Annotated in this window: 24 protein-coding genes and 2 pseudogenes; 16 read left to right on the top strand and 10 right to left on the bottom strand. The window is 53.7% G+C overall.

What is annotated here, in order from left to right; translation table 11 throughout:
* Nucleotides 1-2: 2 nt before the first annotated feature.
* From BJF97_RS30710 to BJF97_RS34885, 3 genes are all read right to left on the bottom strand, one after another.
* Nucleotides 3-2,009: a VWA domain-containing protein gene (locus BJF97_RS30710; RefSeq protein WP_070083091.1), complete on the bottom strand. Its 2,007-nt coding sequence runs from the start codon at nt 2,007-2,009 to the stop codon at nt 3-5.
* Nucleotides 2,010-2,086: 77 nt separating this feature from the next.
* The gene (locus BJF97_RS30705) at nt 2,087-3,214 is read right to left on the bottom strand and encodes a DUF3150 domain-containing protein (protein WP_000174396.1); all 1,128 of its coding nucleotides are present in this window, start codon (nt 3,212-3,214) and stop codon (nt 2,087-2,089) included.
* A gap of 63 nt (nt 3,215-3,277) precedes the next feature.
* On the bottom strand, nt 3,278-3,451 hold the full coding sequence (locus tag BJF97_RS34885) for a hypothetical protein (protein ID WP_001176645.1): 174 nt from the start codon (nt 3,449-3,451) through the stop codon (nt 3,278-3,280).
* Between the two features lie 284 nt (nt 3,452-3,735).
* Here BJF97_RS34885 and BJF97_RS30700 point away from each other — a divergent pair, with 284 nt between their 5' ends.
* The 5 genes from BJF97_RS30700 (at nt 3,736) to BJF97_RS30680 (ending at nt 8,105) form a co-directional block, all read left to right on the top strand.
* On the top strand, nt 3,736-4,440 hold the full coding sequence (locus tag BJF97_RS30700) for an IS6-like element IS26 family transposase (RefSeq protein WP_059331711.1): 705 nt from the start codon (nt 3,736-3,738) through the stop codon (nt 4,438-4,440).
* Between the two features lie 113 nt (nt 4,441-4,553).
* Complete coding sequence (locus BJF97_RS30695) at nt 4,554-5,375, top strand: TrbG/VirB9 family P-type conjugative transfer protein (protein ID WP_019706045.1); 822 nt, start codon at nt 4,554-4,556, stop codon at nt 5,373-5,375.
* Nucleotides 5,375-6,535: a type IV secretion system protein VirB10 gene (gene virB10 / locus BJF97_RS30690; RefSeq protein WP_012561145.1), complete on the top strand. Its 1,161-nt coding sequence runs from the start codon at nt 5,375-5,377 to the stop codon at nt 6,533-6,535. The genes BJF97_RS30695 and virB10 overlap by 1 nt, the downstream gene beginning before the upstream one ends.
* A 41-nt stretch (nt 6,536-6,576) precedes the next feature.
* Nucleotides 6,577-7,572, top strand: a complete 996-nt coding sequence (locus BJF97_RS30685) for an ATPase, T2SS/T4P/T4SS family (RefSeq protein ID WP_012561144.1) — start codon at nt 6,577-6,579, stop codon at nt 7,570-7,572.
* Nucleotides 7,572-8,105: a phospholipase D family nuclease gene (locus BJF97_RS30680; protein ID WP_057066695.1), complete on the top strand. Its 534-nt coding sequence runs from the start codon at nt 7,572-7,574 to the stop codon at nt 8,103-8,105. The genes BJF97_RS30685 and BJF97_RS30680 overlap by 1 nt, the downstream gene beginning before the upstream one ends.
* A gap of 172 nt (nt 8,106-8,277) precedes the next feature.
* Here BJF97_RS30680 and BJF97_RS30675 read toward each other — a convergent pair whose 3' ends face one another.
* From BJF97_RS30675 to BJF97_RS30660, 4 genes are all read right to left on the bottom strand, one after another.
* Complete coding sequence (locus BJF97_RS30675) at nt 8,278-8,592, bottom strand: hypothetical protein (RefSeq protein ID WP_000091613.1); 315 nt, start codon at nt 8,590-8,592, stop codon at nt 8,278-8,280.
* Between the two features lie 254 nt (nt 8,593-8,846).
* Nucleotides 8,847-9,203, bottom strand: coding sequence for a cupin domain-containing protein (locus BJF97_RS30670; protein WP_000215515.1), 357 nt, complete (start codon nt 9,201-9,203; stop codon nt 8,847-8,849).
* Nucleotides 9,193-9,594 (bottom strand): HepT-like ribonuclease domain-containing protein, encoded by a 402-nt coding sequence (locus tag BJF97_RS30665; protein ID WP_001293886.1) that lies wholly within the window; start codon nt 9,592-9,594, stop codon nt 9,193-9,195. The genes BJF97_RS30670 and BJF97_RS30665 overlap by 11 nt, the downstream gene beginning before the upstream one ends.
* Nucleotides 9,591-9,881 (bottom strand): nucleotidyltransferase family protein, encoded by a 291-nt coding sequence (locus BJF97_RS30660; RefSeq protein WP_001247892.1) that lies wholly within the window; start codon nt 9,879-9,881, stop codon nt 9,591-9,593. The genes BJF97_RS30665 and BJF97_RS30660 overlap by 4 nt, the downstream gene beginning before the upstream one ends.
* Nucleotides 9,882-10,039: 158 nt before the next feature.
* Between BJF97_RS30660 and BJF97_RS30655 the strand changes: the two are divergent.
* Nucleotides 10,040-11,545: pseudogene (locus tag BJF97_RS30655) on the top strand (Tn3-like element ISPa38 family transposase); the annotation flags it as partial.
* A gap of 270 nt (nt 11,546-11,815) precedes the next feature.
* Here BJF97_RS30655 and BJF97_RS30650 read toward each other — a convergent pair.
* Both BJF97_RS30650 and BJF97_RS30645 read right to left on the bottom strand, forming a co-directional pair.
* A complete protein-coding gene (locus BJF97_RS30650; protein ID WP_000427623.1) occupies nt 11,816-12,820 on the bottom strand; it encodes an IS110-like element IS4321 family transposase in 1,005 nt (334 codons plus the stop codon).
* A gap of 78 nt (nt 12,821-12,898) precedes the next feature.
* Complete coding sequence (locus tag BJF97_RS30645) at nt 12,899-13,333, bottom strand: mercury resistance transcriptional regulator MerR (protein WP_003131969.1); 435 nt, start codon at nt 13,331-13,333, stop codon at nt 12,899-12,901.
* Between the two features lie 71 nt (nt 13,334-13,404).
* On the opposite strand from BJF97_RS30645, the gene merT reads away from it, so the two are divergent.
* The 8 genes and pseudogenes from merT to BJF97_RS30610 all read left to right on the top strand — a co-directional run bounded on the left by merT (nt 13,405) and on the right by BJF97_RS30610 (nt 18,105).
* A complete protein-coding gene (gene merT / locus BJF97_RS30640; protein ID WP_003131974.1) occupies nt 13,405-13,755 on the top strand; it encodes a mercuric ion transporter MerT in 351 nt (116 codons plus the stop codon).
* Nucleotides 13,756-13,767: 12 nt separating this feature from the next.
* Nucleotides 13,768-14,043 carry a mercury resistance system periplasmic binding protein MerP gene (gene merP, locus BJF97_RS30635; protein ID WP_003131987.1) on the top strand — a complete coding sequence of 92 codons (276 nt, stop codon included), beginning with the start codon at nt 13,768-13,770 and terminating at the stop codon, nt 14,041-14,043.
* Between the two features lie 71 nt (nt 14,044-14,114).
* Nucleotides 14,115-15,800: a mercury(II) reductase gene (gene merA, locus BJF97_RS30630; RefSeq protein ID WP_003156770.1), complete on the top strand. Its 1,686-nt coding sequence runs from the start codon at nt 14,115-14,117 to the stop codon at nt 15,798-15,800.
* 17 nt (nt 15,801-15,817) lie between these two features.
* Nucleotides 15,818-16,183, top strand: coding sequence for a mercury resistance co-regulator MerD (gene merD / locus BJF97_RS30625; protein WP_000995360.1), 366 nt, complete (start codon nt 15,818-15,820; stop codon nt 16,181-16,183).
* On the top strand, nt 16,180-16,416 hold the full coding sequence (gene merE / locus BJF97_RS30620; RefSeq protein WP_003132004.1) for a broad-spectrum mercury transporter MerE: 237 nt from the start codon (nt 16,180-16,182) through the stop codon (nt 16,414-16,416). Before merD ends, merE begins: the two co-directional genes overlap by 4 nt.
* A gap of 35 nt (nt 16,417-16,451) precedes the next feature.
* Nucleotides 16,452-17,087: pseudogene (locus BJF97_RS30615) on the top strand (putative bifunctional diguanylate cyclase/phosphodiesterase); the annotation flags it as partial.
* A gap of 60 nt (nt 17,088-17,147) precedes the next feature.
* On the top strand, nt 17,148-17,402 hold the full coding sequence (locus BJF97_RS35315) for a DUF3330 domain-containing protein (protein ID WP_033690515.1): 255 nt from the start codon (nt 17,148-17,150) through the stop codon (nt 17,400-17,402).
* Nucleotides 17,403-17,532: 130 nt separating this feature from the next.
* The gene (locus tag BJF97_RS30610) at nt 17,533-18,105 is read left to right on the top strand and encodes a recombinase family protein (protein ID WP_070083090.1); all 573 of its coding nucleotides are present in this window, start codon (nt 17,533-17,535) and stop codon (nt 18,103-18,105) included.
* Between the two features lie 33 nt (nt 18,106-18,138).
* On the opposite strand, the gene BJF97_RS30605 is transcribed toward BJF97_RS30610, so the two are convergent.
* Nucleotides 18,139-18,843 (bottom strand): IS6-like element IS26 family transposase, encoded by a 705-nt coding sequence (locus BJF97_RS30605; RefSeq protein WP_001067855.1) that lies wholly within the window; start codon nt 18,841-18,843, stop codon nt 18,139-18,141.
* Here BJF97_RS30605 and BJF97_RS30600 point away from each other — a divergent pair.
* Both BJF97_RS30600 and BJF97_RS30595 read left to right on the top strand, forming a co-directional pair.
* Nucleotides 18,834-19,454: a hypothetical protein gene (locus tag BJF97_RS30600; protein WP_057068510.1), complete on the top strand. Its 621-nt coding sequence runs from the start codon at nt 18,834-18,836 to the stop codon at nt 19,452-19,454. The genes BJF97_RS30605 and BJF97_RS30600 overlap by 10 nt on opposite strands.
* Nucleotides 19,451-19,741 (top strand): hypothetical protein, encoded by a 291-nt coding sequence (locus tag BJF97_RS30595; RefSeq protein ID WP_007372364.1) that lies wholly within the window; start codon nt 19,451-19,453, stop codon nt 19,739-19,741. The genes BJF97_RS30600 and BJF97_RS30595 overlap by 4 nt, the downstream gene beginning before the upstream one ends.
* Nucleotides 19,742-19,862: the final 121 nt, after the last annotated feature.

The following is a 19,862-nucleotide window of genomic DNA, read 5'->3' as shown; positions in this document are numbered from 1 at the left end:
TATTAAGAAAGTATTTGATGAACTAGCTTACTGACTTCAATAGACAATAAAGAAGTATCATCAACTGTTACGAAAGTGTCCGTTTCAAAACCAATTATTTCATCAGTCTTAATACCAACACCAACGATTTCTATTCCATTACATTTAGCCTTTTCCATAACTTCGACGATAGTAAATTCCGATTTATTCGGATAACCATCAGTTATAAGAAAAATTATTTTCCTATCGAATTGGCTGTCAAGTAACAGATCAACAGCTGCCATTAAAGCAGATCCCGTAGGGGTATAATAACCCTTACATCCAAGAGTGAATTTCGATAGAGATTCCTCAACGCTTTGATCAAACGTTTTGATAATCTCAAATTCACTTTCCTTGAAGGGAAAAACTATATTGGAGACATGCATTTTTGATAAACTTTCAGCGGCCATCGATAAAGCAAGATCTGACTTAATGGCATGAATATATCTTTCATCATTAGCCATTGACGCTGAAATATCACGAACTAATACGAGGCCAACATGCCCTCTATTTTTAGATTCGCTTTGAGCTCTGAAGACATCACGAACTCCCATTTGTGACAGAATTAATCGATTTCCATCGAAGGTAATTCCACGCTCATGAGTTTTGTTTCGGCCACGCATTTTAACCTGCTGTAAAACAGACAAGTCGCTACCGATTGAATGACTCAGAGACAAAGCCTCATTGTAAACATTCAAATCGATAAGGAGATCAGGGATATCCCATTCAGAAGCACCGAATTCGGCTTTCACGTCATCGGATACTTTTGATGCAATACCTTCAATCTCTTTAGCCAAAGCATCGTGATAATCTTCGCTATCCTCATCACTGCTAAGAAAGGCATCCAACAAATCTGCCAGTATCTCGCATTGAGCCGATGAAAAGTTACTTTCATCTTCAACGTTAGTCGAACTGGCTTCATCTGATTCACTCTCGGAAGGGTTAATCGCATCAGTATCGTCTTCAATAATGTTATCACCCGTGGGATTGCCACCGGTGGGTTCATTATTTCCCTCGTTATCTTCAGCAAGTTCTGAAGGCTCAGAACATCCCTCTTGAGCAAGATCAGCGTTATCGGAAGTATCTGCCTGACCTTCACTATCGTCCTCAGAATCATCCTCACGACTATCAGTCGACGTAAGCGATTTATCTTCTGATTCGGTATCGGTATCGGTCTCGGATTCATCATATGCCTCCTGCTCCTCCTGCTCTGTCTGCTGCTGTTGTTCCTTTGCCTCATCCCGCAGTCTCTCTAAAAGAGCCAGGGTCTTACGAGCAAGGGATTCACAGCCCTGAGTATTTTCACAACCAAGAGCATCATGAAAAATTTCCTCAACATCAGAAATTACTGGAGAAAGTATCTTTTGGGCATAGTCAAAAAACGGATCGAGGGTTTCTTTGTGACCTACCTGCTGAAGGACTTTTACTCGCAATGAGTTAAGCAGATACCACTCAATAAATAGGACAGGATTTTCCGGACGAGAAGATATATCAGGAGTCATCCTTCCGGCTTTAACCATCAGTGCGTAAGTGGCTGCAAGCCGCCGCTTTGCATCCGGATAATCGTTACCAACCTTCTCTTCCATCTGTACATCATCGAACAGATTTATAAGCCCGGTAAGACGTTTTGCCCTGCTATAAGCTTTACGTTTCTCAGCGAGGCTCTCAAACTCTGCATTCATTCCGTCATCGAAGCGTGTAAACCCTTCAGATGACATGAGAACACTATTAAAGGCGTCACTGTAAACCTCACTGACGGTATAGCGACCATGACCAGCTTCATGACAGGTAAAACCTTCAATCAGACTGACAAAGTCATCATCGCTATAATCGCCGTTTGGTAAAACACAAACTTTATTGACAGGATCAAAATACGGTCCTTTGGTATTGTCGTCTATTACAACTCTTACATCGCCTAAGCCGCTAATGACTTTTGCTATATTCTGTAAACGCTTAATATGGCGCGGCGATGATTTAAGATCTAATTTCATAGAATACCTCTTTATAAAAAAGGGGTACTCACCCAGATGGTGAAGTACCCATCTGGGGTTTTTAATAAAGCAAACAGTTACCAGCCTTTGAGCTCGATATCAAAACCATTTTCAGCATTGTCTTCCTGTTGCGAAACTGATTTCTCAGGTTCAGCTACAGAATCAGTGTTTGAAAACGTGCTGTTTTTTATATCGTTCTCTACGACAGGTTCAACCTGAAACACATTTGTTGAATCTAAAATAGCTTCAATACCTGTGTTCTGTAGCGCGTTCGGTTCTGTTTGTGAGCTTTGATTAAATGATCTGGTAATAGATTCCAACCAGTCAGTAACCTTTTGCTCTCCTGAAATAATACGCTTTAACATTGAAGCATCACTCATGAAATAAAACCACTGCTGTAACACCGCAACGTCGCGAGGTTCAGAAATGGCACCTTTAGGTAAATTATTCATTATGTGTTTTATAGCTTCTGCAAGTACTGCCGCCTCTTTATGTATAAACATGAAGCTAATGATCTTATTTTGCATTTGCTTCAGTCGGTCAATAGTACTTGAGCGCAAATTATTATTTTTACTAATTTTTTCATAAACCCTCATTGCTTCTTCTGCCAGATCTGTTATCAATTGTTCCTGATAGTAGTCCTGGGTTTCATCACCTTCAACGCTAATAGGCGTAAAAGGAATAAAGTGAGCAATATTAAATCTAAAGGATTTTATGAAATCATCTTTAGTTAATTTCAACTGATCAATCAAAGAAGACATTCTTGGGCTTCTATTTTTTTCAGCCTCAATATGCATCTCATAATTGTCTACAACGTTTTGAATACCTGCCTGAAACTCTCGTTCAATCTCTTGGGCCCCTTCCAGAAACTCTTCCATACTGGAAACTGGTAAAATCCACATATTGCTATAGCGGATGCACAAGCGTGAGCAAAGGGTTGATATTCTGCTGGTAATCGTACTTTTGAAGCTAAGGGCTTTTATGTCAATCCAACGTACTTCGCTTTTAGATACGCTTTTTTGATCCGTAATATCATCTCCATCATAAGACAAATCGATTTTATCGGTTCGACGCGATCCTTGACAGCCACTTATTTCAATTTTTGTTATAACTGCACCTTCCAGTAAATCTGGATATGATTTTGCAAAATTCTCAGAGATTTGTTTTGCAGATACTTTGTTAAGCATTGAAGTATTTAAAGTCATGGGTTTCTCCAAAAAAAAGGGGAAACCCTCCCCAACGGGAAAGATTTCCCGATAGGGTTGATATTAAAGCTTCTCTGGTGCAATTAAAAGAATACCGGGAAACTCAGCGGCAACATCATCATTGCCCATTGCTCCCTGATACATATAACCTTTTAATTCCATTTCTTTAATTAGACCTTCCATATTTATTTTACCATCATGATAAAACAATAAAGAATAGTCGTTATTCAGTTGCATAAGTCCAGTAAAATTAGTTCCGTTTTTTGCTATAGCAATGGTAGCAGCACCATCCGTACTTAAAAACGCACTAAATTCAAGATGGGATAACTCTGAGATACAAATATCAGAGGTTTCATAACAAATCCCATCTAACTCGACTTTTTTGCTGTGAAATACTCCAGCGATTTATCCTTGTCTTCGCCAAGAGAAAGATCTATAGCTTGAAGAACAAGATCGACGGCACTGTTGCAAATAGTCGGTGGTGATAAACTTATCATCCCCTTTTGCTGATGGAGCTGCACATGAACCCATTCAAAGGCCGGCATTTTCAGCGTGACATCATTCTGTGGGCCGTACGCTGGTACTGCAAATACGGCATCAGTTACCGTGAGCTGCAGGAGATGCTGGCTGAACGCGGAGTGAATGTCGATCACTCCACGATTTACCGCTGGGTTCAGCGTTATGCGCCTGAAATGGAAAAACGGCTGCGCTGGTACTGGCGTAACCCTTCCGATCTTTGCCCGTGGCACATGGATGAAACCTACGTGAAGGTCAATGGCCGCTGGGCGTATCTGTACCGGGCCGTCGACAGCCGGGGCCGCACTGTCGATTTTTATCTCTCCTCCCGTCGTAACAGCAAAGCTGCATACCGGTTTCTGGGTAAAATCCTCAACAACGTGAAGAAGTGGCAGATCCCGCGATTCATCAACACGGATAAAGCGCCCGCCTATGGTCGCGCGCTTGCTCTGCTCAAACGCGAAGGCCGGTGCCCGTCTGACGTTGAACACCGACAGATTAAGTACCGGAACAACGTGATTGAATGCGATCATGGCAAACTGAAACGGATAATCGGCGCCACGCTGGGATTTAAATCCATGAAGACGGCTTACGGCACCATCAAAGGTATTGAGGTGATGCGTGCACTACGCAAAGGCCAGGCCTCAGCATTTTATTATGGTGATCCCCTGGGCGAAATGCGCCTGGTAAGCAGAGTTTTTGAAATGTAAGGCCTTTGAATAAGACAAAAGGCTGCCTCATCGCTAACTTTGCAACAGTGCCGAAAAAACTACTTCTTTCAGCAGTCGTTTTGTCAGTCCTGGGAGGCGCGGCCACTAACGTTATGGCGCTTGAGGTTGGCCGCAATTCTCCTTATGACTATCGCATTAAAAGCGTTGTTTATAACCCTGTTAATGTGGTCAAAATTGACGCTATCGCCGGTGTGGCTACCCACATTGTTGTCGCGCCTGACGAAACCTATATCACTCATGCTTTTGGCGATTCTGAAAGCTGGACGTTTGCGCACAAAATGAACCATTTTTTTGTGAAGCCGAAACAGGCCATGAGTGATACCAACCTGGTGATCGTCACCGATAAGCGCACCTATAACATCGTCCTCCATTTCATCGGTGAAGAAACGAAGAAAAATGCAGACGGTACGGTATCAAAATCCTTTATTGAAACGCCGTGGGCTGTGCGCCAGGCCGTTCTTCAGCTGACCTATGAATATCCGTTTGAGCAGCAGGAAAAAGCCAAAAGCGCGGCTGATAAAAAACGCATTACGCAGAAGCTGAAGCAGACGGCTTTTGCGGGGGCGAAGAACTATCAGTACGTAATGAGCGAACAGCCTGAAATGCGCAGCATCCAGCCGGTTCACGTCTGGGATAACTACCGCTTTACCCGGTTTGAGTTTCCGGCCAATGCGGAGTTACCGCAGGTCTACATGATCTCGGCCAGTGGCAAAGAAACGCTGCCTAACTCTCATGTTGTGGGTGAGAACCGCAACATCATCGAGGTGGAAACCGTCGCTAAAGAGTGGCGTATTCGTCTGGGCGATAAAGTCGTTGGCGTTCGTAATAATAATTTCGCGCCGGGCGCCGGTGCGGTAGCAACCGGTACGGCTTCCCCGGATGTGCGCAGGGTTCAAATTGGGGAGGATAACTGATGGCCCGTAAAAGTGTCGATGTAGATCAGGAACTCGATGAAAACACCGGAGACGGTGAATTTGAAAGCGAGCGTGGCGGATTTAATGGCAGTAACCGCCGTTCGGCTCCTGGTATGAAAGCCTTTGTCATACTGATGGCGCTGCTTGCTTTGGTATTCATCGGGATTACGGTCATGGGTAAAATTCGCGCCCCGGCTAAAGCTGAAGCTGATAAAGACGGTGGTAAAGCGCAACAGGCCAATACACTGCCAAACTACAGCTTTAACAGCGATCCTGATGTTAATAAACCTGCAACTGCGCAGAATAGCGCCACTGATGCCCGTGCTGTGCAGGCTGCCGCACAGGCAGATGCAGATGCGGGCAGCAGCAATACCGGCGCGCGTACCTCTAATAAGCGTAAAGAACCTTCGCCTGAAGAACTGGCTATGCAGCGTCGTCTGGGCGGCGAGCTGGCCCAGACTAATCAGGCGGCTACAAGCAATAGTCCCGGAGTGCAGCCCCAGGACAACGAAACAAGCGAAGGTAGTTCAGCACTCGCTAAAAACCTGACTCCTGCAAGGCTGAAGGCTAGCCGCGCTGGAGTCATGGCTAATCCCAGCCTGACTGTTCCGAAAGGCAAAATGATCCCCTGTGGTACCGGCACCGAGCTGGATACCACTGTTCCGGGTCAGGTTTCCTGCCGGGTTTCACAGGACGTTTACTCAGCTGATGGACTCGTTAGGCTGATTGATAAAGGCTCATGGGTTGACGGGCAGATTACCGGTGGTATCAAAGACGGCCAGGCGCGCGTGTTTGTTCTCTGGGAGCGTATCCGCAATGACCAGGACGGAACAATCGTTAATATTGACAGTGCCGGAACGAACTCACTCGGCAGCGCGGGGATTCCGGGCCAGGTGGATACCCATATGTGGGAGCGTCTGCGTGGTGCGATCATGATTTCGTTGTTCTCTGACACCTTAACGGCGCTGGTTAACCAGACGCAGAGTAATAACATTCAGTACAACAGTACAGAAAACAGCGGTGAGCAGCTGGCGTCTGAAGCACTCCGCTCTTACATGTCTATCCCCCCTACCCTCTACGATCAGCAGGGTGATGCGGTGAGCATTTTTGTTGCCCGCGACCTCGATTTCAGCGGCGTTTATACGCTCGCAGACAACTAAAAAAGTGGGCGCTTAGCGCCCGCTTTTCTTCAGGAGTAATCATGACTGATGCAGCTTTCTATCAACTTGGCCCACTGCGCGAGTATTTAGAAGATCCTACTGTTTTTGAAATTCGCATTAACTGCTTTCAGGAAGTTATCTGTGATACGTTCAGCGGCCGCAGGGTTGTGCAGAACGCGGCAATTACGGCAGATTTTATTAGGAACCTTGCTAAATCGTTGGTGAGCAGCAACAAGCTGACCATGCAGGCCATTAATGACGTGATCCTGCCTGGCGGGATCAGGGGCGTTATCTGTCTGCCCCCTGCGGTGATTGACGGTACAACGGCCGTAGCGTTTCGTAAGGATTTGGCGGCCGATAAAAATCTGGAGCAGCTGACCCGCGAGGGGATTTTCAGTGACTGCCGGAAGATTACCGGCAGCAAGCAAAGCCTAACGGATGATGATTTTTTCCTTAAAGAGCTGCACAGCAGCGAAAAATGGCCCGCATTCCTGCAAACCGCCGTTGAGAAGAAACGCACTATCGTGATCTGCGGTGAAACCGGGTCGGGGAAAACGGTACTCACGCGCGCGCTGTTAAAATCGCTACATAAAGACGAGCGTGTAATTATTTTAGAGGACGTTCACGAAGTCACGGTCGATCACGTTGTAGAAGCCGTTTATATGATGTACGGCGATGCAGGAAAGATCGGCCGCGTCAGCGCCACTGATGCCCTGCGAGCCTGTATGCGTCTGACACCGGGCCGTATCATCATGACTGAGCTTAGGGATGATGCTGCGTGGGATTATCTTAAAGCACTTAATACCGGCCATCCAGGCGGTGTTATGTCAACGCACGCTAACTCTGCGCGCGATGCCTTTAACCGTATTGGGCTGCTTATCAAGGCGACCCCTATCGGCCGTATGCTCGATATGAGCGATATTATGCGAATGCTCTACTCCACCATTGACGTTGTGGTGCATATGGAAAAGCGGAAAATCAAAGAAATTTATTTTGACCCTGAATATAAAATGCAGTGTGTGAACGGGAGCCTGTAATGAAAAACTTAGCAACCTGGCTTCTGGCCGCAGCATTTACGACAGCCGCCCTGCCCGCCTTTGCGGTGGAACCATCCGTTCAGGTTGGCTACTCGCCTGAAGGAAGCGCCCGCGTTCTCGTCCTGAGCGCCATTGACTCCGCAAAAACCTCGATACGGATGATGGCTTATTCTTTTACCGCCCCGGATATTATGAAAGCACTGGTAGCAGCCAAAAAACGGGGAGTTGATGTGAAAATCGTAATTGATGAAAGGGGCAATACGGGGCGCGCCAGCATTGCGGTCATGAACTACATAGCGAACAGCGGCATCCCTTTGCGTACTGACAGTGATTTCCCTATCCAGCATGACAAGGTGATCATCGTGGATAATGTGACCGTTGAAACTGGCAGCTTTAATTTCACCAAAGCGGCCGAAACGAAAAACTCGGAGAATGCGGTGGTGATCTGGAACATGCCTAAGCTCGCTGAATCATTCCTCGAACACTGGCAAGACCGCTGGAATCGGGGGAGAGACTACCGTTCCAGCTACTGAATACTGACCGCCAAAAGGCGGTTTTTTTGTTCAAAGAAACTGATCTCAGTATCGCGCCCGGGGCAGCTGGCCAACGTCGCCGGCATCGCGCCGGCAAAAATCGAAAAACAGAAATATCAGCAAGATAGCTTAAACAGGTGTCGGGAAATTTCGTTGAGATATTTTGAAGGAATCACAGTGTAAGCAGGCGCTTTTTCAGGGAGGCGCGTTCTTGCGGGTTGCGTCCCTTGTGATTGGCGATGCGATCCGCCGTGGCGGCCTGGCGCTTGACGGGCCAGTAGGAGCGGCCATCCTTGCCCATCGACCAGACGCTGCTGGCCTGGTTTTCCAGCAGGGGCAGATGGGCGCTCAGGGCTTCGGGCGACGCGCTGGTCAGCGCCGTGCGCTCACGGGTGCGCCAGCGCTGATGCCAGAGCTTCTTGTCCTCGCGCTCGCTGCCGCAGGTCGTGTGCCCGACGATGGGTGTTTTGCGGCGGCTGCGGCTCATAACGTAGTGGTCTCCAAGAACATTCAGGACTGATCCCAGGCGTCGATGGTCAAGACCTGATCGGCAGGACAGGCGGCTACGCGGTCGGGAACTGGATGGTGTTCAGTCTCATGCCGACCCCATTCGATTGATCGCGTCGCTTGCGGCACGCTGCGACGCAAGGAGGTTTGCGACCTGGTTTAGCAGCCGTGTCCGCTGCATGTCTGTTACCTATCTCCCCGACCGCTCATTGGACCAACTCCAGAGATTGGGCTCTATCGCTCAGCCAATACGAAACCGGCATTGGCTGATGCCACAACCGAGACTAACACAAATGGCTCGGTACCTGTATTTCGCGCCCCGTGCACTTGGCCCGGTCTTGCCACGGCTATCTCACCTTCCCTGAGGGCACGAACAATCCCATTGCCCTGAAAGTAATCAGCCATTCCCGACAAAACAGTCCACGTGTCTTGGCCGTGAGGATGAATGTGAGCCGCAATTTCCTGCCCGGGATGGACATGCCAAACCACGATAATTGAGTCTCGGGTTTCAAGCACAACGGAACGAATAGGCTCGCCTTCGGACGGCTGAACATACTCGGCTACAGAAAATATTCTCGATTCAACAGTCATCGGAGATCCCTCTTTCACAGTTGTCGTTACGGTCTTCATCGTCGGCATCCTGACGCACGGCGGGCAATTGCTGGAGCAACGCCGGCAGCCATTCCTGTACCGTCTCCCACACCACATCGAGGTTGATGTCGAAATAGCCGTGAGCCATGCGATTACGCATATTGCGCATGCTGCGCCACGGCACGTCGGCATGCGCCTGGGTGAACTCGACGTAGCCATCCATCACCTTTGTGGCCGCCTCGCCGATGACGATCAGGCTCATGATGACGGCCTGCTGGGTGCGCTTGTCGGCCAAGAAGTCGTCCTTGGCCATCCCTTCCACGAAGCTGCGCGCATCGGTTGCGGCCTGCTGAATGTGGTCGAGGTAATCGGGCAGGCGGTTCTCGCTCATATCGGTTGCGCCTCCGCGAGCACCTTGGCCCGGAACTTCGGCGGCAGGTCGCCGGGAGTCAGCAGATCGACGTCAACGCCGAGCAGCGATTTCAGTTCTTCTTCCAAATCGCCCAAGTCCAACAACGTGGCACCGGGCAGCGCATCGACCAACAGGTCGAGGTCGCTGCCATCCCGGTCGGTGCCATGCAGCACCGAGCCGAAGACGCGCGGGTTCGCGGCGCGAAAGCGGCCTACCGCTTCACGCACTGCGCTTCGCTTCATGTCAAGCACAACAGACGGTCGCATGCGCATCCTTTCTTATCGAAACTCGTTGAGATGATATGCAATCAAGAATAGAATTTCAAGAACTATTTTCGAGAATCGCAATGCCTTGATTCCCGTGCCGCGCCGGTTGCCTTGGCGGGCTTGTCACAAACCTACGTTTTCAAGAAGAAGGAAACCGCATGCCCCGCCGTTCGATCCTCTCCGCCGCCGAGCGCGAAAGCCTGCTGGCGTTGCCGGACACCAAGGATGAGTTGATCCGTCACTACACGTTCAGCGAAAGCGACCTCTCCATCATCCGGCAGCGGCGCGGCCCGGCCAATCGGCTGGGCTTCGCGGTGCAGCTCTGCTACCTGCGCTTTCCCGGCGTCATCCTTGGCGCTGATGAGCCACCGTTCCCGCCATTGCTGAGACTGGTCGCCAACCAGCTCAAGGTCGGCATCGAAAGCTGGGACGAGTACGGGCAGCGTGAGCAGACCCGACGCGAGCACCTGGTCGAGCTGCAAACGGTGTTCGGCTTCCAGCCGTTCACGATTGGCCACTACCGGCAGGCTGTCCAGTTGCTGACCGAGCTGGCCATGCAAACCGACAAGGGCATCGTGCTGGCCAGAGCCTTGATCGAGCACCTGCGGCGGCAGTCGGTCATTGTGCCCGCCCTCAACGCCGTCGAGCGGGCGAGCGCCGAAGCGATTACCCGCGCCAACCGGCGTCTCTACGACGCCTTGGCTGAGCCGCTGACGGACGTGCATCGCCGTCGCCTCGACGATCTGCTCAAGCGCCGCGACAACGGCAAGACGACGTGGCTGGCCTGGCTGCGGCAATCCCCGGTCAAACCGAACTCGCGGCACATGCTGGAACACATCGAACGCCTCAAGGCGTGGCAGGCGCTCGACCTGCCCTCCGGCATCGAGCGGCTGGTTCACCAGAACCGGCTGCTCAAGATCGCCCGCGAGGGCGGCCAGATGACGCCCGCCGACCTGGCGAAGTTCGAGCCGCAGCGGCGTTACGCGACCCTGGTGGCGCTCGCCATCGAGGGCATGGCCACCGTCACCGACGAAATCATCGACCTGCATGACCGCATCCTGGGCAAGCTGTTCAATGCCGCCAAGAACAAGCATCAGCAGCAGTTCCAGGCATCCGGCAAGGCGATCAATGCCAAGGTGCGGCTGTTCGGGCGCATCGGCCAGGCGCTGATCGAGGCCAAGCAAGCGGGCCGCGATCCGTTCGCCGCCATCGAGGCCGTCATGTCCTGGGATGCTTTCGCCGAGAGCGTCACCGAAGCGCAGCGGCTCGCGCAACCCGAGGACTTCGATTTCCTGCACCGCATCGGCGAGAGCTACGCCACGCTGCGCCGCTACGCGCCGGAATTTCTCGACGTGCTCAAGTTGCGGGCCGCGCCCGCCGCCAAGGACGTACTCGACGCCATCGAGGTGCTGCGCAGCATGAACAGCGACAACGCCCGCAAGGTGCCCACCGACGCGCCGACCGAGTTCATCAAGCCGCGCTGGCAGAAGCTGGTGATGACCGACACCGGCATCGACCGGCGCTACTACGAACTGTGCGCGCTGTCGGAGCTGAAGAACGCGCTGCGCTCCGGCGACATCTGGGTGCAAGGCTCGCGCCAGTTCAAGGACTTCGAGGACTACCTGGTGCCGCCCGCGAAATTCGCCAGCCTCAAGCAGGGGTCGCCTCAGAAAACGGAATCTATGGTCACTCCCGTTTTTGCAACACCGATTTTGACGACAAGTTGGCTTGCTTGAATCTATCCGGCGTCTGAATGGGATTTTATTCCCGCGCCTTGATGAGTTCCGCGCCTGATGAACCTCCAGAAAATATACGGCTTCAATGAGCCTTTCCGTTTTACAGGTTCCTCAACAGGCCGGTGGGCCGTTAGTATCATCAATATCAGTATTCGCAAAACCAGATCAGTAATTCTTTAAACCGGTGTATTTCTGCCGTTATGCTACATAAGTTTGCTGTCGTGCCGTTAGGGCCCAGGCTATTCTGGCCAGCTTGTTTGCCAGAGCACAAGTGACGACAAAGTTGCTTTTCCGGCACAGTAAATCCCTGACCCAATCGGCCAATTTGCCAGACTGGTGTTCCAGTTTTTGTATGAATACCCTGGCACATTGAACCAACAAAGTTCGGATCTTTTTATTACCTCGCTTACTAATTCCCAGCAATGTCGTCCTACCTCCCGTGCTGTACTGCCGAGGTACAAGCCCTGTTGCCGCCGCAAAGTCACGGCTGCTGGCGTACTGCTTCCCGTCGCCAATCTCAGTTGAAATAGTACTCGCTGTCAGTGTTCCGACGCAGGGAATGCTCAGCAAGCGCTGTCCAACCTCATCTTCGTCCAACTTTCGTTTCAACTGGGATTCCAAATCTTTAATCTGCTCAACAAGATAGTGATAATGCTGTTGTAATTTCAGCAATAACTGGCTGAGGTAAAGAGGCAAACTATTATCCTCAAGAATGGTACTCAGTCGGCTAATAACGGCAGCTCCTCGGGGAACGCTAATGCCAAATTCCAGCAGAAAAGCATGCATTTGATTGGTTGTTTTTACCTTATCCTGAACCAGGGATTCACGGACACGATGCAGAGCCCGCATTGCCTGCTGAGATTCCGTTCTGGGCTGCACAAAACGCATAGACGGACGCGATGCAGCTTCACAAATAGCTTCGGCGTCGACAAAGTCGTTTTTATTGCTTTTAACGAACGGGCGGACAAATTGTGGTGATATCAGCTTTGGGGAATGCCCCAACTCTTCCAACTTGCGTGCCATAAAGTGAGAACCGCCACAGGCTTCCATTGCGATGGTTGTAGCGGGGCATGTCGCCAAAAATTCGATCAACTTTGGCCGGGTAAATTTTTTACGGTAAACAGCCTTCCCGCGACGATCCTGGCAATGAATATGGAAAGAGTTTTTACCCAGATCGATACCAATGAGCGCAATGTTTTCCATGATAGTTCTCCGAATGAAAGCCTGTCCTCAGCATAGTACCGGGAAGGAGGGAGTGACCATCTCATTAAATAAAGCACGCTAAGGCATAGCCGAACCTGCCAAGCTTGCTCCACCCTGTAGTGACGCGATCAGCGGGCAGGAAACGTTCCCCCTTCGCGCATGGCAGGCGCACACCAACTCAGACAGCACGGCCTCCATGCGCGCCAGGTCAGCCATTTTCTCGCGCACGTCCTTGAGCTTGTGCTCGGCCAGACTGCTGGCTTCCTCGCAATGGGTGCCATCCTCCAGCCGCAGCAGCTCGGCGATCTCATCCAGGCTGAAGCCCAGCCGCTGGGCTGATTTCACGAAGCGCACCCGCGTTACATCCGCCTCGCCATAGCGGCGGATGCTGCCATAGGGCTTGTCAGGCTCCAGCAACAAGCCCTTGCGCTGATAGAAACGGATGGTCTCCACATTGACCCCGGCCGCCTTGGCGAAAACGCCAATGGTCAGGTTCTCCAAATTGTTTTCCATATCGCTTGACTCCGTACATGAGTACGGAAGTAAGGTTACGCTATCCAATTTCAATTCGAAAGGACAAGCGCATGTCTGAACCAAAAACCGGGCGCGGCGCGCTCTTCACTGGAGGGCTTGCCGCCATCCTCGCCTCGGCTTGCTGCCTCGGGCCGTTGGTTCTGATCGCCTTGGGGTTCAGCGGCGCTTGGATCGGCAACTTGGCGGTGTTGGAACCCTATCGCCCCATCTTTATCGGCGTGGCGCTGGTGGCGTTGTTCTTCGCCTGGCGGCGCATCTACCGGCAGGCAGCGGCCTGCAAACCGGGTGAGGTCTGCGCGATTCCCCAAGTGCGAGCTACTTACAAGCTCATTTTCTGGATCGTGGCCGCGCTGGTTCTGGTCGCGCTCGGATTTCCCTACGTCATGCCATTTTTCTACTGATCGGAGTTCACCATGAAGAAACTGTTTGCCTCCCTCGCCCTCGCCGCCGTTGTTGCCCCCGTCTGGGCCGCCACCCAGACCGTCACGCTGTCCGTACCGGGCATGACCTGCTCCGCCTGCCCGATCACTGTCAAGAAGGCGATTTCCAAGGTCGAAGGCGTCAGCAAAGTTGACGTGACTTTCGAGACACGCCAAGCGGTCGTCACCTTCGACGATGCCAAGACCAGCGTGCAGAAGCTGACCAAGGCAACCGCAGACGCGGGCTATCCGTCCAGCGTCAAGCAGTGAGTCACTGAAAACGGCACCGCAGCACAACGGACGTCATTGTCTGGCGCCACAAACGATAAAGGATCTGTTGCATGACCCATCTAAAAATCACCGGCATGACTTGCGACTCGTGCGCGGCGCACGTCAAGGAAGCGCTGGAAAAAGTGCCAGGCGTGCAGTCGGCGCTGGTGTCCTATCCGAAGGGCACAGCGCAACTCGCCATCGTGCCGGGCACATCGCCGGACGCGCTGACTGCCGCCGTGGCCGGACTGGGCTACAAGGCAACGCTAGCCGATGCGCCACTGGCGGACAACCGCGTCGGACTGCTCGACAAGGTGCGGGGATGGATGGCCGCCGCCGAAAAGCACAGTGGCAACGAGCCCCCGGTGCAGGTAGCGGTCATTGGCAGCGGTGGAGCCGCGATGGCGGCGGCGCTGAAGGCCGTCGAGCAAGGCGCGCAGGTCACGCTGATCGAGCGCGGCACCATCGGCGGCACCTGCGTCAATGTCGGCTGTGTGCCGTCCAAGATCATGATCCGCGCCGCCCACATCGCCCATCTGCGCCGGGAAAGCCCGTTCGATGGCGGTATTGCGGCAACTGTGCCTACGATTGACCGCAGTAAGCTGCTGGCCCAGCAGCAGGCCCGCGTCGACGAACTGCGGCACGCCAAGTACGAAGGCATCCTGGGCGGTAATCCGGCCATCACCGTTGTGCACGGTGAGGCGCGCTTCAAGGACGACCAGAGCCTTACCGTCCGTTTGAACGAGGGTGGCGAGCGCGTCGTGATGTTCGACCGCTGCCTGGTCGCCACGGGTGCCAGCCCGGCGGTCCCGCCGATTCCGGGCTTGAAAGAGTCACCCTACTGGACTTCCACCGAGGCCCTGGCGAGCGACACCATTCCCGAACGCCTTGCCGTAATCGGCTCGTCGGTGGTGGCGCTGGAGCTGGCGCAAGCCTTTGCCCGGCTGGGCAGCAAGGTCACGGTCCTGGCGCGCAATACCTTGTTCTTCCGTGAAGACCCGGCCATCGGCGAGGCGGTGACAGCCGCTTTCCGTGCCGAGGGCATCGAGGTGCTGGAGCACACGCAAGCCAGCCAGGTCGCCCATATGGACGGTGAATTCGTGCTGACCACCACGCACGGTGAATTGCGCGCCGACAAACTGCTGGTTGCCACCGGTCGGACACCGAACACGCGCAGCCTCGCGCTGGACGCAGCGGGGGTCACTGTCAATGCGCAAGGTGCCATCGTCATCGACCAAGGCATGCGCACGAGCAACCCGAACATCTACGCGGCCGGCGACTGCACCGACCAGCCGCAGTTCGTCTATGTGGCGGCAGCGGCCGGCACCCGTGCCGCGATCAACATGACCGGCGGCGATGCGGCGCTCGACCTGACCGCAATGCCGGCCGTGGTGTTCACCGATCCGCAAGTGGCGACCGTGGGCTACAGCGAGGCGGAAGCCCACCACGACGGGATCGAGACCGACAGCCGCACCTTGACCTTGGACAACGTGCCGCGTGCGCTCGCCAACTTCGACACACGCGGCTTCATCAAGTTGGTTATCGAGGAAGGCAGCCATCGGCTGATCGGCGTACAGGCGGTCGCGCCGGAAGCGGGTGAACTGATCCAGACGGCGGCTCTGGCCATTCGCAACCGCATGACGGTGCAGGAACTGGCCGACCAGTTGTTCCCCTACCTGACGATGGTCGAGGGGTTGAAGCTCGCGGCGCAGACCTTCAACAAGGATGTGAAGCAGCTTTCCTGCTGCGCCGGGTGAGAAAAAGGAGGTGTTCAATGAACGCCTACACGGTGTCCCGGCTGGCTCTTGATGCCGGGGTGAGCGTGCATATCGTGCGCGACTACCTGCTGCGCGGATTGCTGCGCCCGGTGGCGTGCACACCAGGCGGCTACGGCTTGTTCGATGACGCCGCCTTGCAACGGCTGTGCTTCGTGCGGGCGGCCTTCGAGGCGGGCATCGGCCTCGACGCGCTGGCGCGGCTGTGCCGGGCGCTGGATGCGGCGGACGGCGACGAAGCGGCCGCGCAGCTTGCCCTGCTGCGTCAGTTCGTCGAGCGTCGGCGCGAAGCGTTGGCCGATCTGGAAGTGCAGTTGGCCACCCTGCCGACCGAGCCGGCACAGCACGCGGAGAGTCTGCCATGAACAACCCCGAGCGCTTGCCGTCCGAGACGCACAAACCGATCACCGGCTACCTGTGGGGCGGACTGGCTGTGCTGACTTGCCCCTGCCACCTGCCCATCCTCGCTGTCGTGCTGGCCGGCACAACCGCCGGTGCTTTCCTCGGCGAGCATTGGGTCATCGCGGCGCTCGGTTTGACCGGCCTGTTCCTTCTGTCCCTGTCGCGGGCGTTGCGGGCATTCAGGGAAAGAGAATGAGCGCTTTCCGGCCGGATGGATGGACGACGCCGGAACTGGCCCAAGCGGTCGAGCGCGGGCAGCTTGAACTGCACTACCAGCCCGTCGTCGATCTGCGCAGTGGTGGGATTGTCGGCGCGGAAGCCCTGTTGCGCTGGCGTCATCCGACGCTTGGACTATTGCCACCGGGCCAGTTCCTGCCCGTGGTCGAATCGTCCGGCCTGATGCCTGAAATCGGCGCTTGGGTGCTGGGCGAAGCCTGCCGCCAGATGCGTGACTGGCGAATGCTGGCATGGCGACCGTTCCGGCTGGCCGTCAATGTTTCGGCGAGCCAAGTGGGACCGGACTTCGACGGGTGGGTAAAGGGCGTGCTGGCTGATGCCGAGTTGCCCGCCGAGTATCTCGAAATCGAGCTGACCGAATCGGTCGCGTTTGGTGATCCGGCGATCTTCCCCGCCCTGGACGCCTTGCGGCAGATCGGTGTGCGCTTCGCCGCCGATGACTTCGGGACGGGGTATTCCTGTCTGCAACATCTGAAGTGCTGCCCAATCAGCACGCTCAAGATCGACCAATCGTTTGTCGCCGGGCTCGCCAACGACCGCCGCGACCAAACCATCGTGCACACCGTGATTCAGCTTGCGCACGGGCTGGGCATGGATGTGGTGGCTGAAGGCGTGGAAACATCGGCGAGTCTTGATCTATTGCGACAAGCGGACTGCGACACAGGACAAGGCTTCCTGTTCGCGAAGCCAATGCCGGCGGCGGCATTCGCCGTCTTCGTCAGTCAATGGAGGGGTGCCACCATGAATGCAAGTGACTCGACCACCACCAGTTGCTGCGTGTGCTGCAAGGAAATCCCGCTCGATGCCGCCTTCACCCCGGAAGGCGCGGAATACGTCGAGCACTTCTGCGGGTTGGAGTGTTATCAACGCTTCGAAGCGCGTGCCAAGACAGGGAACGAAACCGATGCCGATCCGAACGCCTGCGACTCGCTACCGTCAGATTGAGGCATACCCTAACTTGGCGTCAGACCATCCGGCGCTAAATCGTCAGAATAGAGTTGCCTTCCGAATTGATTGACATACGCCGTCAAGGGTCATAGATTTCTTCCTGACACATTTCCCTCAGGAGGATACCTTGCACGGTCAGCGCATCGGTTACGTCCGCGTCAGCAGCTTCGACCAGAACCCAGAACGGCAGCTCGAACAGATCCAGGTGGATAAAGTGTTCACCGACAAGGCGTCGGGCAAGGACACACGGCGGCCCGAACTGGAACGGCTGCTCGCCTTCGTGCGCGAAGGCGACACGGTCGTGGTGCACAGCATGGATCGTCTGGCGCGCAACCTCGACGACCTGCGCCGCCTGGTGCAGGGCCTCACCCAGCGCGGCGTACGCATCGAGTTCCTTAAGGAGCATTTGACCTTCACCGGCGAGGACTCGCCGATGGCGAACCTGATGCTGTCGGTAATGGGCGCGTTCGCCGAGTTCGAACGCGCCTTGATCCGCGAGCGGCAGCGCGAGGGCATCGCGCTCGCCAAGCAGCGCGGGGCCTACCGTGGCAGGAAGAAATCCCTGTCGTCTGAGCGTATTGCCGAACTGCGCCAACGTGTCGAGGCTGGCGAGCAAAAGACCAAGCTGGCTCGTGAATTCGGAATCAGTCGCGAAACCCTGTATCAATACTTGAGAACGGAGGCACTGTTGCAAAGTTAGCGATGAGGCAGCCTTTTGTCTTATTCAAAGGCCTTACATTTCAAAAACTCTGCTTACCAGGCGCATTTCGCCCAGGGGATCACCATAATAAAATGCTGAGGCCTGGCCTTTGCGTAGTGCACGCATCACCTCAATACCTTTGATGGTGGCGTAAGCCGTCTTCATGGATTTAAATCCCAGCGTGGCGCCGATTATCCGTTTCAGTTTGCCATGATCGCATTCAATCACGTTGTTCCGGTACTTAATCTGTCGGTGTTCAACGTCAGACGGGCACCGGCCTTCGCGTTTGAGCAGAGCAAGCGCGCGACCATAGGCGGGCGCTTTATCCGTGTTGATGAATCGCGGGATCTGCCACTTCTTCACGTTGTTGAGGATTTTACCCAGAAACCGGTATGCAGCTTTGCTGTTACGACGGGAGGAGAGATAAAAATCGACAGTGCGGCCCCGGCTGTCGACGGCCCGGTACAGATACGCCCAGCGGCCATTGACCTTCACGTAGGTTTCATCCATGTGCCACGGGCAAAGATCGGAAGGGTTACGCCAGTACCAGCGCAGCCGTTTTTCCATTTCAGGCGCATAACGCTGAACCCAGCGGTAAATCGTGGAGTGATCGACATTCACTCCGCGTTCAGCCAGCATCTCCTGCAGCTCACGGTAACTGATGCCGTATTTGCAGTACCAGCGTACGGCCCACAGAATGATGTCACGCTGAAAATGCCGGCCTTTGAATGGGTTCATGTGCAGCTCCATCAGCAAAAGGGGATGATAAGTTTATCACCACCGACTATTTGCAACAGTGCCTGTTGTTCTATATGCTCACGCTGAATCTGGCGATCCATAACAAGATTGATAATGTCCAGAAACAGCTACGTACTAAACTCGGTTTTCTGGAAGAGCGGCTCAGAACGTTGCTTAACGAGTACATCTATGCAAATCAACTTGGCCGGATCGTTCTGGACGGGTTACATGCAAGCGAGACCCTTTATGGCTGGATTTTGCTTGAAAAAAATGACCTGGATGCTGCCCGGTTGATTTATAAGAATGATTTAAAGCTGAATAACGAAATGAAGTTTGCCGAGCTTCATGCAGAGGTGATGAGCATCTACCAAAAGAGATACACATCTGAAACGCCTGAAGATCTTCGGAATAGAGCTTTCTCAAGGTGTGGGTTATCCGAAGACAGAGCACAATTCGCTTTTAAGCTGTGTTATTACCTTCACCAGACAGGACAGATTAGGAAGTATATCGATGAGCTGACGCTGGGTGCTGATAACAACGACACGAGTGACGCTACCGTGGATGTCCGGTCCCTCCTGGTTCCCTCTGCATCCGGGCTCGCAACTCAATGAAAGACGAAATAGCACGACAGATCGCCGGACTTATTGAGCTGAACAAATTTAATGGCTATACGCTGGTCAGCGGAGAAGACTGGCAGAAGCCTACAGTCACCGAAATCCTGCTGGTCCGGGGATTTATCCCCCTGACTGACAACCAGCTGGCTAACCGACTGGATGTGGACGAACGCACCATCCGTAAGTGGAAATCAGGAGAGACCAGTATGGTGTACACCACCTGGTGCTGCCTGTGCTGGCTGGCTGGGCTGGGGATGCCGCTCGATAACATTATCAGTGGCTGAAGATTCGCTTCCAGATGCGTCTGAAAATGAATCGTCTCTGATATCGGCAGCGGGAACGGATGATATGAGGGAGACGGTCATAGTTTTTCCAGAACAATGTCCAGCCCTGATACCCCTTGAC

Origin of the sequence: Klebsiella sp. LTGPAF-6F, assembly GCF_001753185.1 — a bacterium.
Classification (GTDB): Bacteria; Pseudomonadota; Gammaproteobacteria; order Enterobacterales; family Enterobacteriaceae; genus Klebsiella; species Klebsiella michiganensis.
This window is presented reverse-complemented; position numbering and strand designations above follow the sequence as displayed.

Coding starts and splice junctions, on each gene's coding strand:
- BJF97_RS30710 (WP_070083091.1), bottom strand. CDS start 2,009: ATGAAATTAGATCTTAAATCATCGCCGCGCCATATTAAGCGTTTACAG.
- BJF97_RS30705 (WP_000174396.1), bottom strand. CDS start 3,214: ATGACTTTAAATACTTCAATGCTTAACAAAGTATCTGCAAAACAAATC.
- BJF97_RS34885 (WP_001176645.1), bottom strand. CDS start 3,451: ATGCAACTGAATAACGACTATTCTTTATTGTTTTATCATGATGGTAAA.
- BJF97_RS30700 (WP_059331711.1), top strand. CDS start 3,736: ATGAACCCATTCAAAGGCCGGCATTTTCAGCGTGACATCATTCTGTGG.
- BJF97_RS30695 (WP_019706045.1), top strand. CDS start 4,554: ATGGCGCTTGAGGTTGGCCGCAATTCTCCTTATGACTATCGCATTAAA.
- virB10 (WP_012561145.1), top strand. CDS start 5,375: ATGGCCCGTAAAAGTGTCGATGTAGATCAGGAACTCGATGAAAACACC.
- BJF97_RS30685 (WP_012561144.1), top strand. CDS start 6,577: ATGACTGATGCAGCTTTCTATCAACTTGGCCCACTGCGCGAGTATTTA.
- BJF97_RS30680 (WP_057066695.1), top strand. CDS start 7,572: ATGAAAAACTTAGCAACCTGGCTTCTGGCCGCAGCATTTACGACAGCC.
- BJF97_RS30675 (WP_000091613.1), bottom strand. CDS start 8,592: ATGAGCCGCAGCCGCCGCAAAACACCCATCGTCGGGCACACGACCTGC.
- BJF97_RS30670 (WP_000215515.1), bottom strand. CDS start 9,203: ATGACTGTTGAATCGAGAATATTTTCTGTAGCCGAGTATGTTCAGCCG.
- BJF97_RS30665 (WP_001293886.1), bottom strand. CDS start 9,594: ATGAGCGAGAACCGCCTGCCCGATTACCTCGACCACATTCAGCAGGCC.
- BJF97_RS30660 (WP_001247892.1), bottom strand. CDS start 9,881: ATGCGACCGTCTGTTGTGCTTGACATGAAGCGAAGCGCAGTGCGTGAA.
- BJF97_RS30650 (WP_000427623.1), bottom strand. CDS start 12,820: ATGGAAAACATTGCGCTCATTGGTATCGATCTGGGTAAAAACTCTTTC.
- BJF97_RS30645 (WP_003131969.1), bottom strand. CDS start 13,333: ATGGAAAACAATTTGGAGAACCTGACCATTGGCGTTTTCGCCAAGGCG.
- merT (WP_003131974.1), top strand. CDS start 13,405: ATGTCTGAACCAAAAACCGGGCGCGGCGCGCTCTTCACTGGAGGGCTT.
- merP (WP_003131987.1), top strand. CDS start 13,768: ATGAAGAAACTGTTTGCCTCCCTCGCCCTCGCCGCCGTTGTTGCCCCC.
- merA (WP_003156770.1), top strand. CDS start 14,115: ATGACCCATCTAAAAATCACCGGCATGACTTGCGACTCGTGCGCGGCG.
- merD (WP_000995360.1), top strand. CDS start 15,818: ATGAACGCCTACACGGTGTCCCGGCTGGCTCTTGATGCCGGGGTGAGC.
- merE (WP_003132004.1), top strand. CDS start 16,180: ATGAACAACCCCGAGCGCTTGCCGTCCGAGACGCACAAACCGATCACC.
- BJF97_RS35315 (WP_033690515.1), top strand. CDS start 17,148: ATGCCGGCGGCGGCATTCGCCGTCTTCGTCAGTCAATGGAGGGGTGCC.
- BJF97_RS30600 (WP_057068510.1), top strand. CDS start 18,834: ATGGGTTCATGTGCAGCTCCATCAGCAAAAGGGGATGATAAGTTTATC.
- BJF97_RS30605 (WP_001067855.1), bottom strand. CDS start 18,843: ATGAACCCATTCAAAGGCCGGCATTTTCAGCGTGACATCATTCTGTGG.
- BJF97_RS30595 (WP_007372364.1), top strand. CDS start 19,451: ATGAAAGACGAAATAGCACGACAGATCGCCGGACTTATTGAGCTGAAC.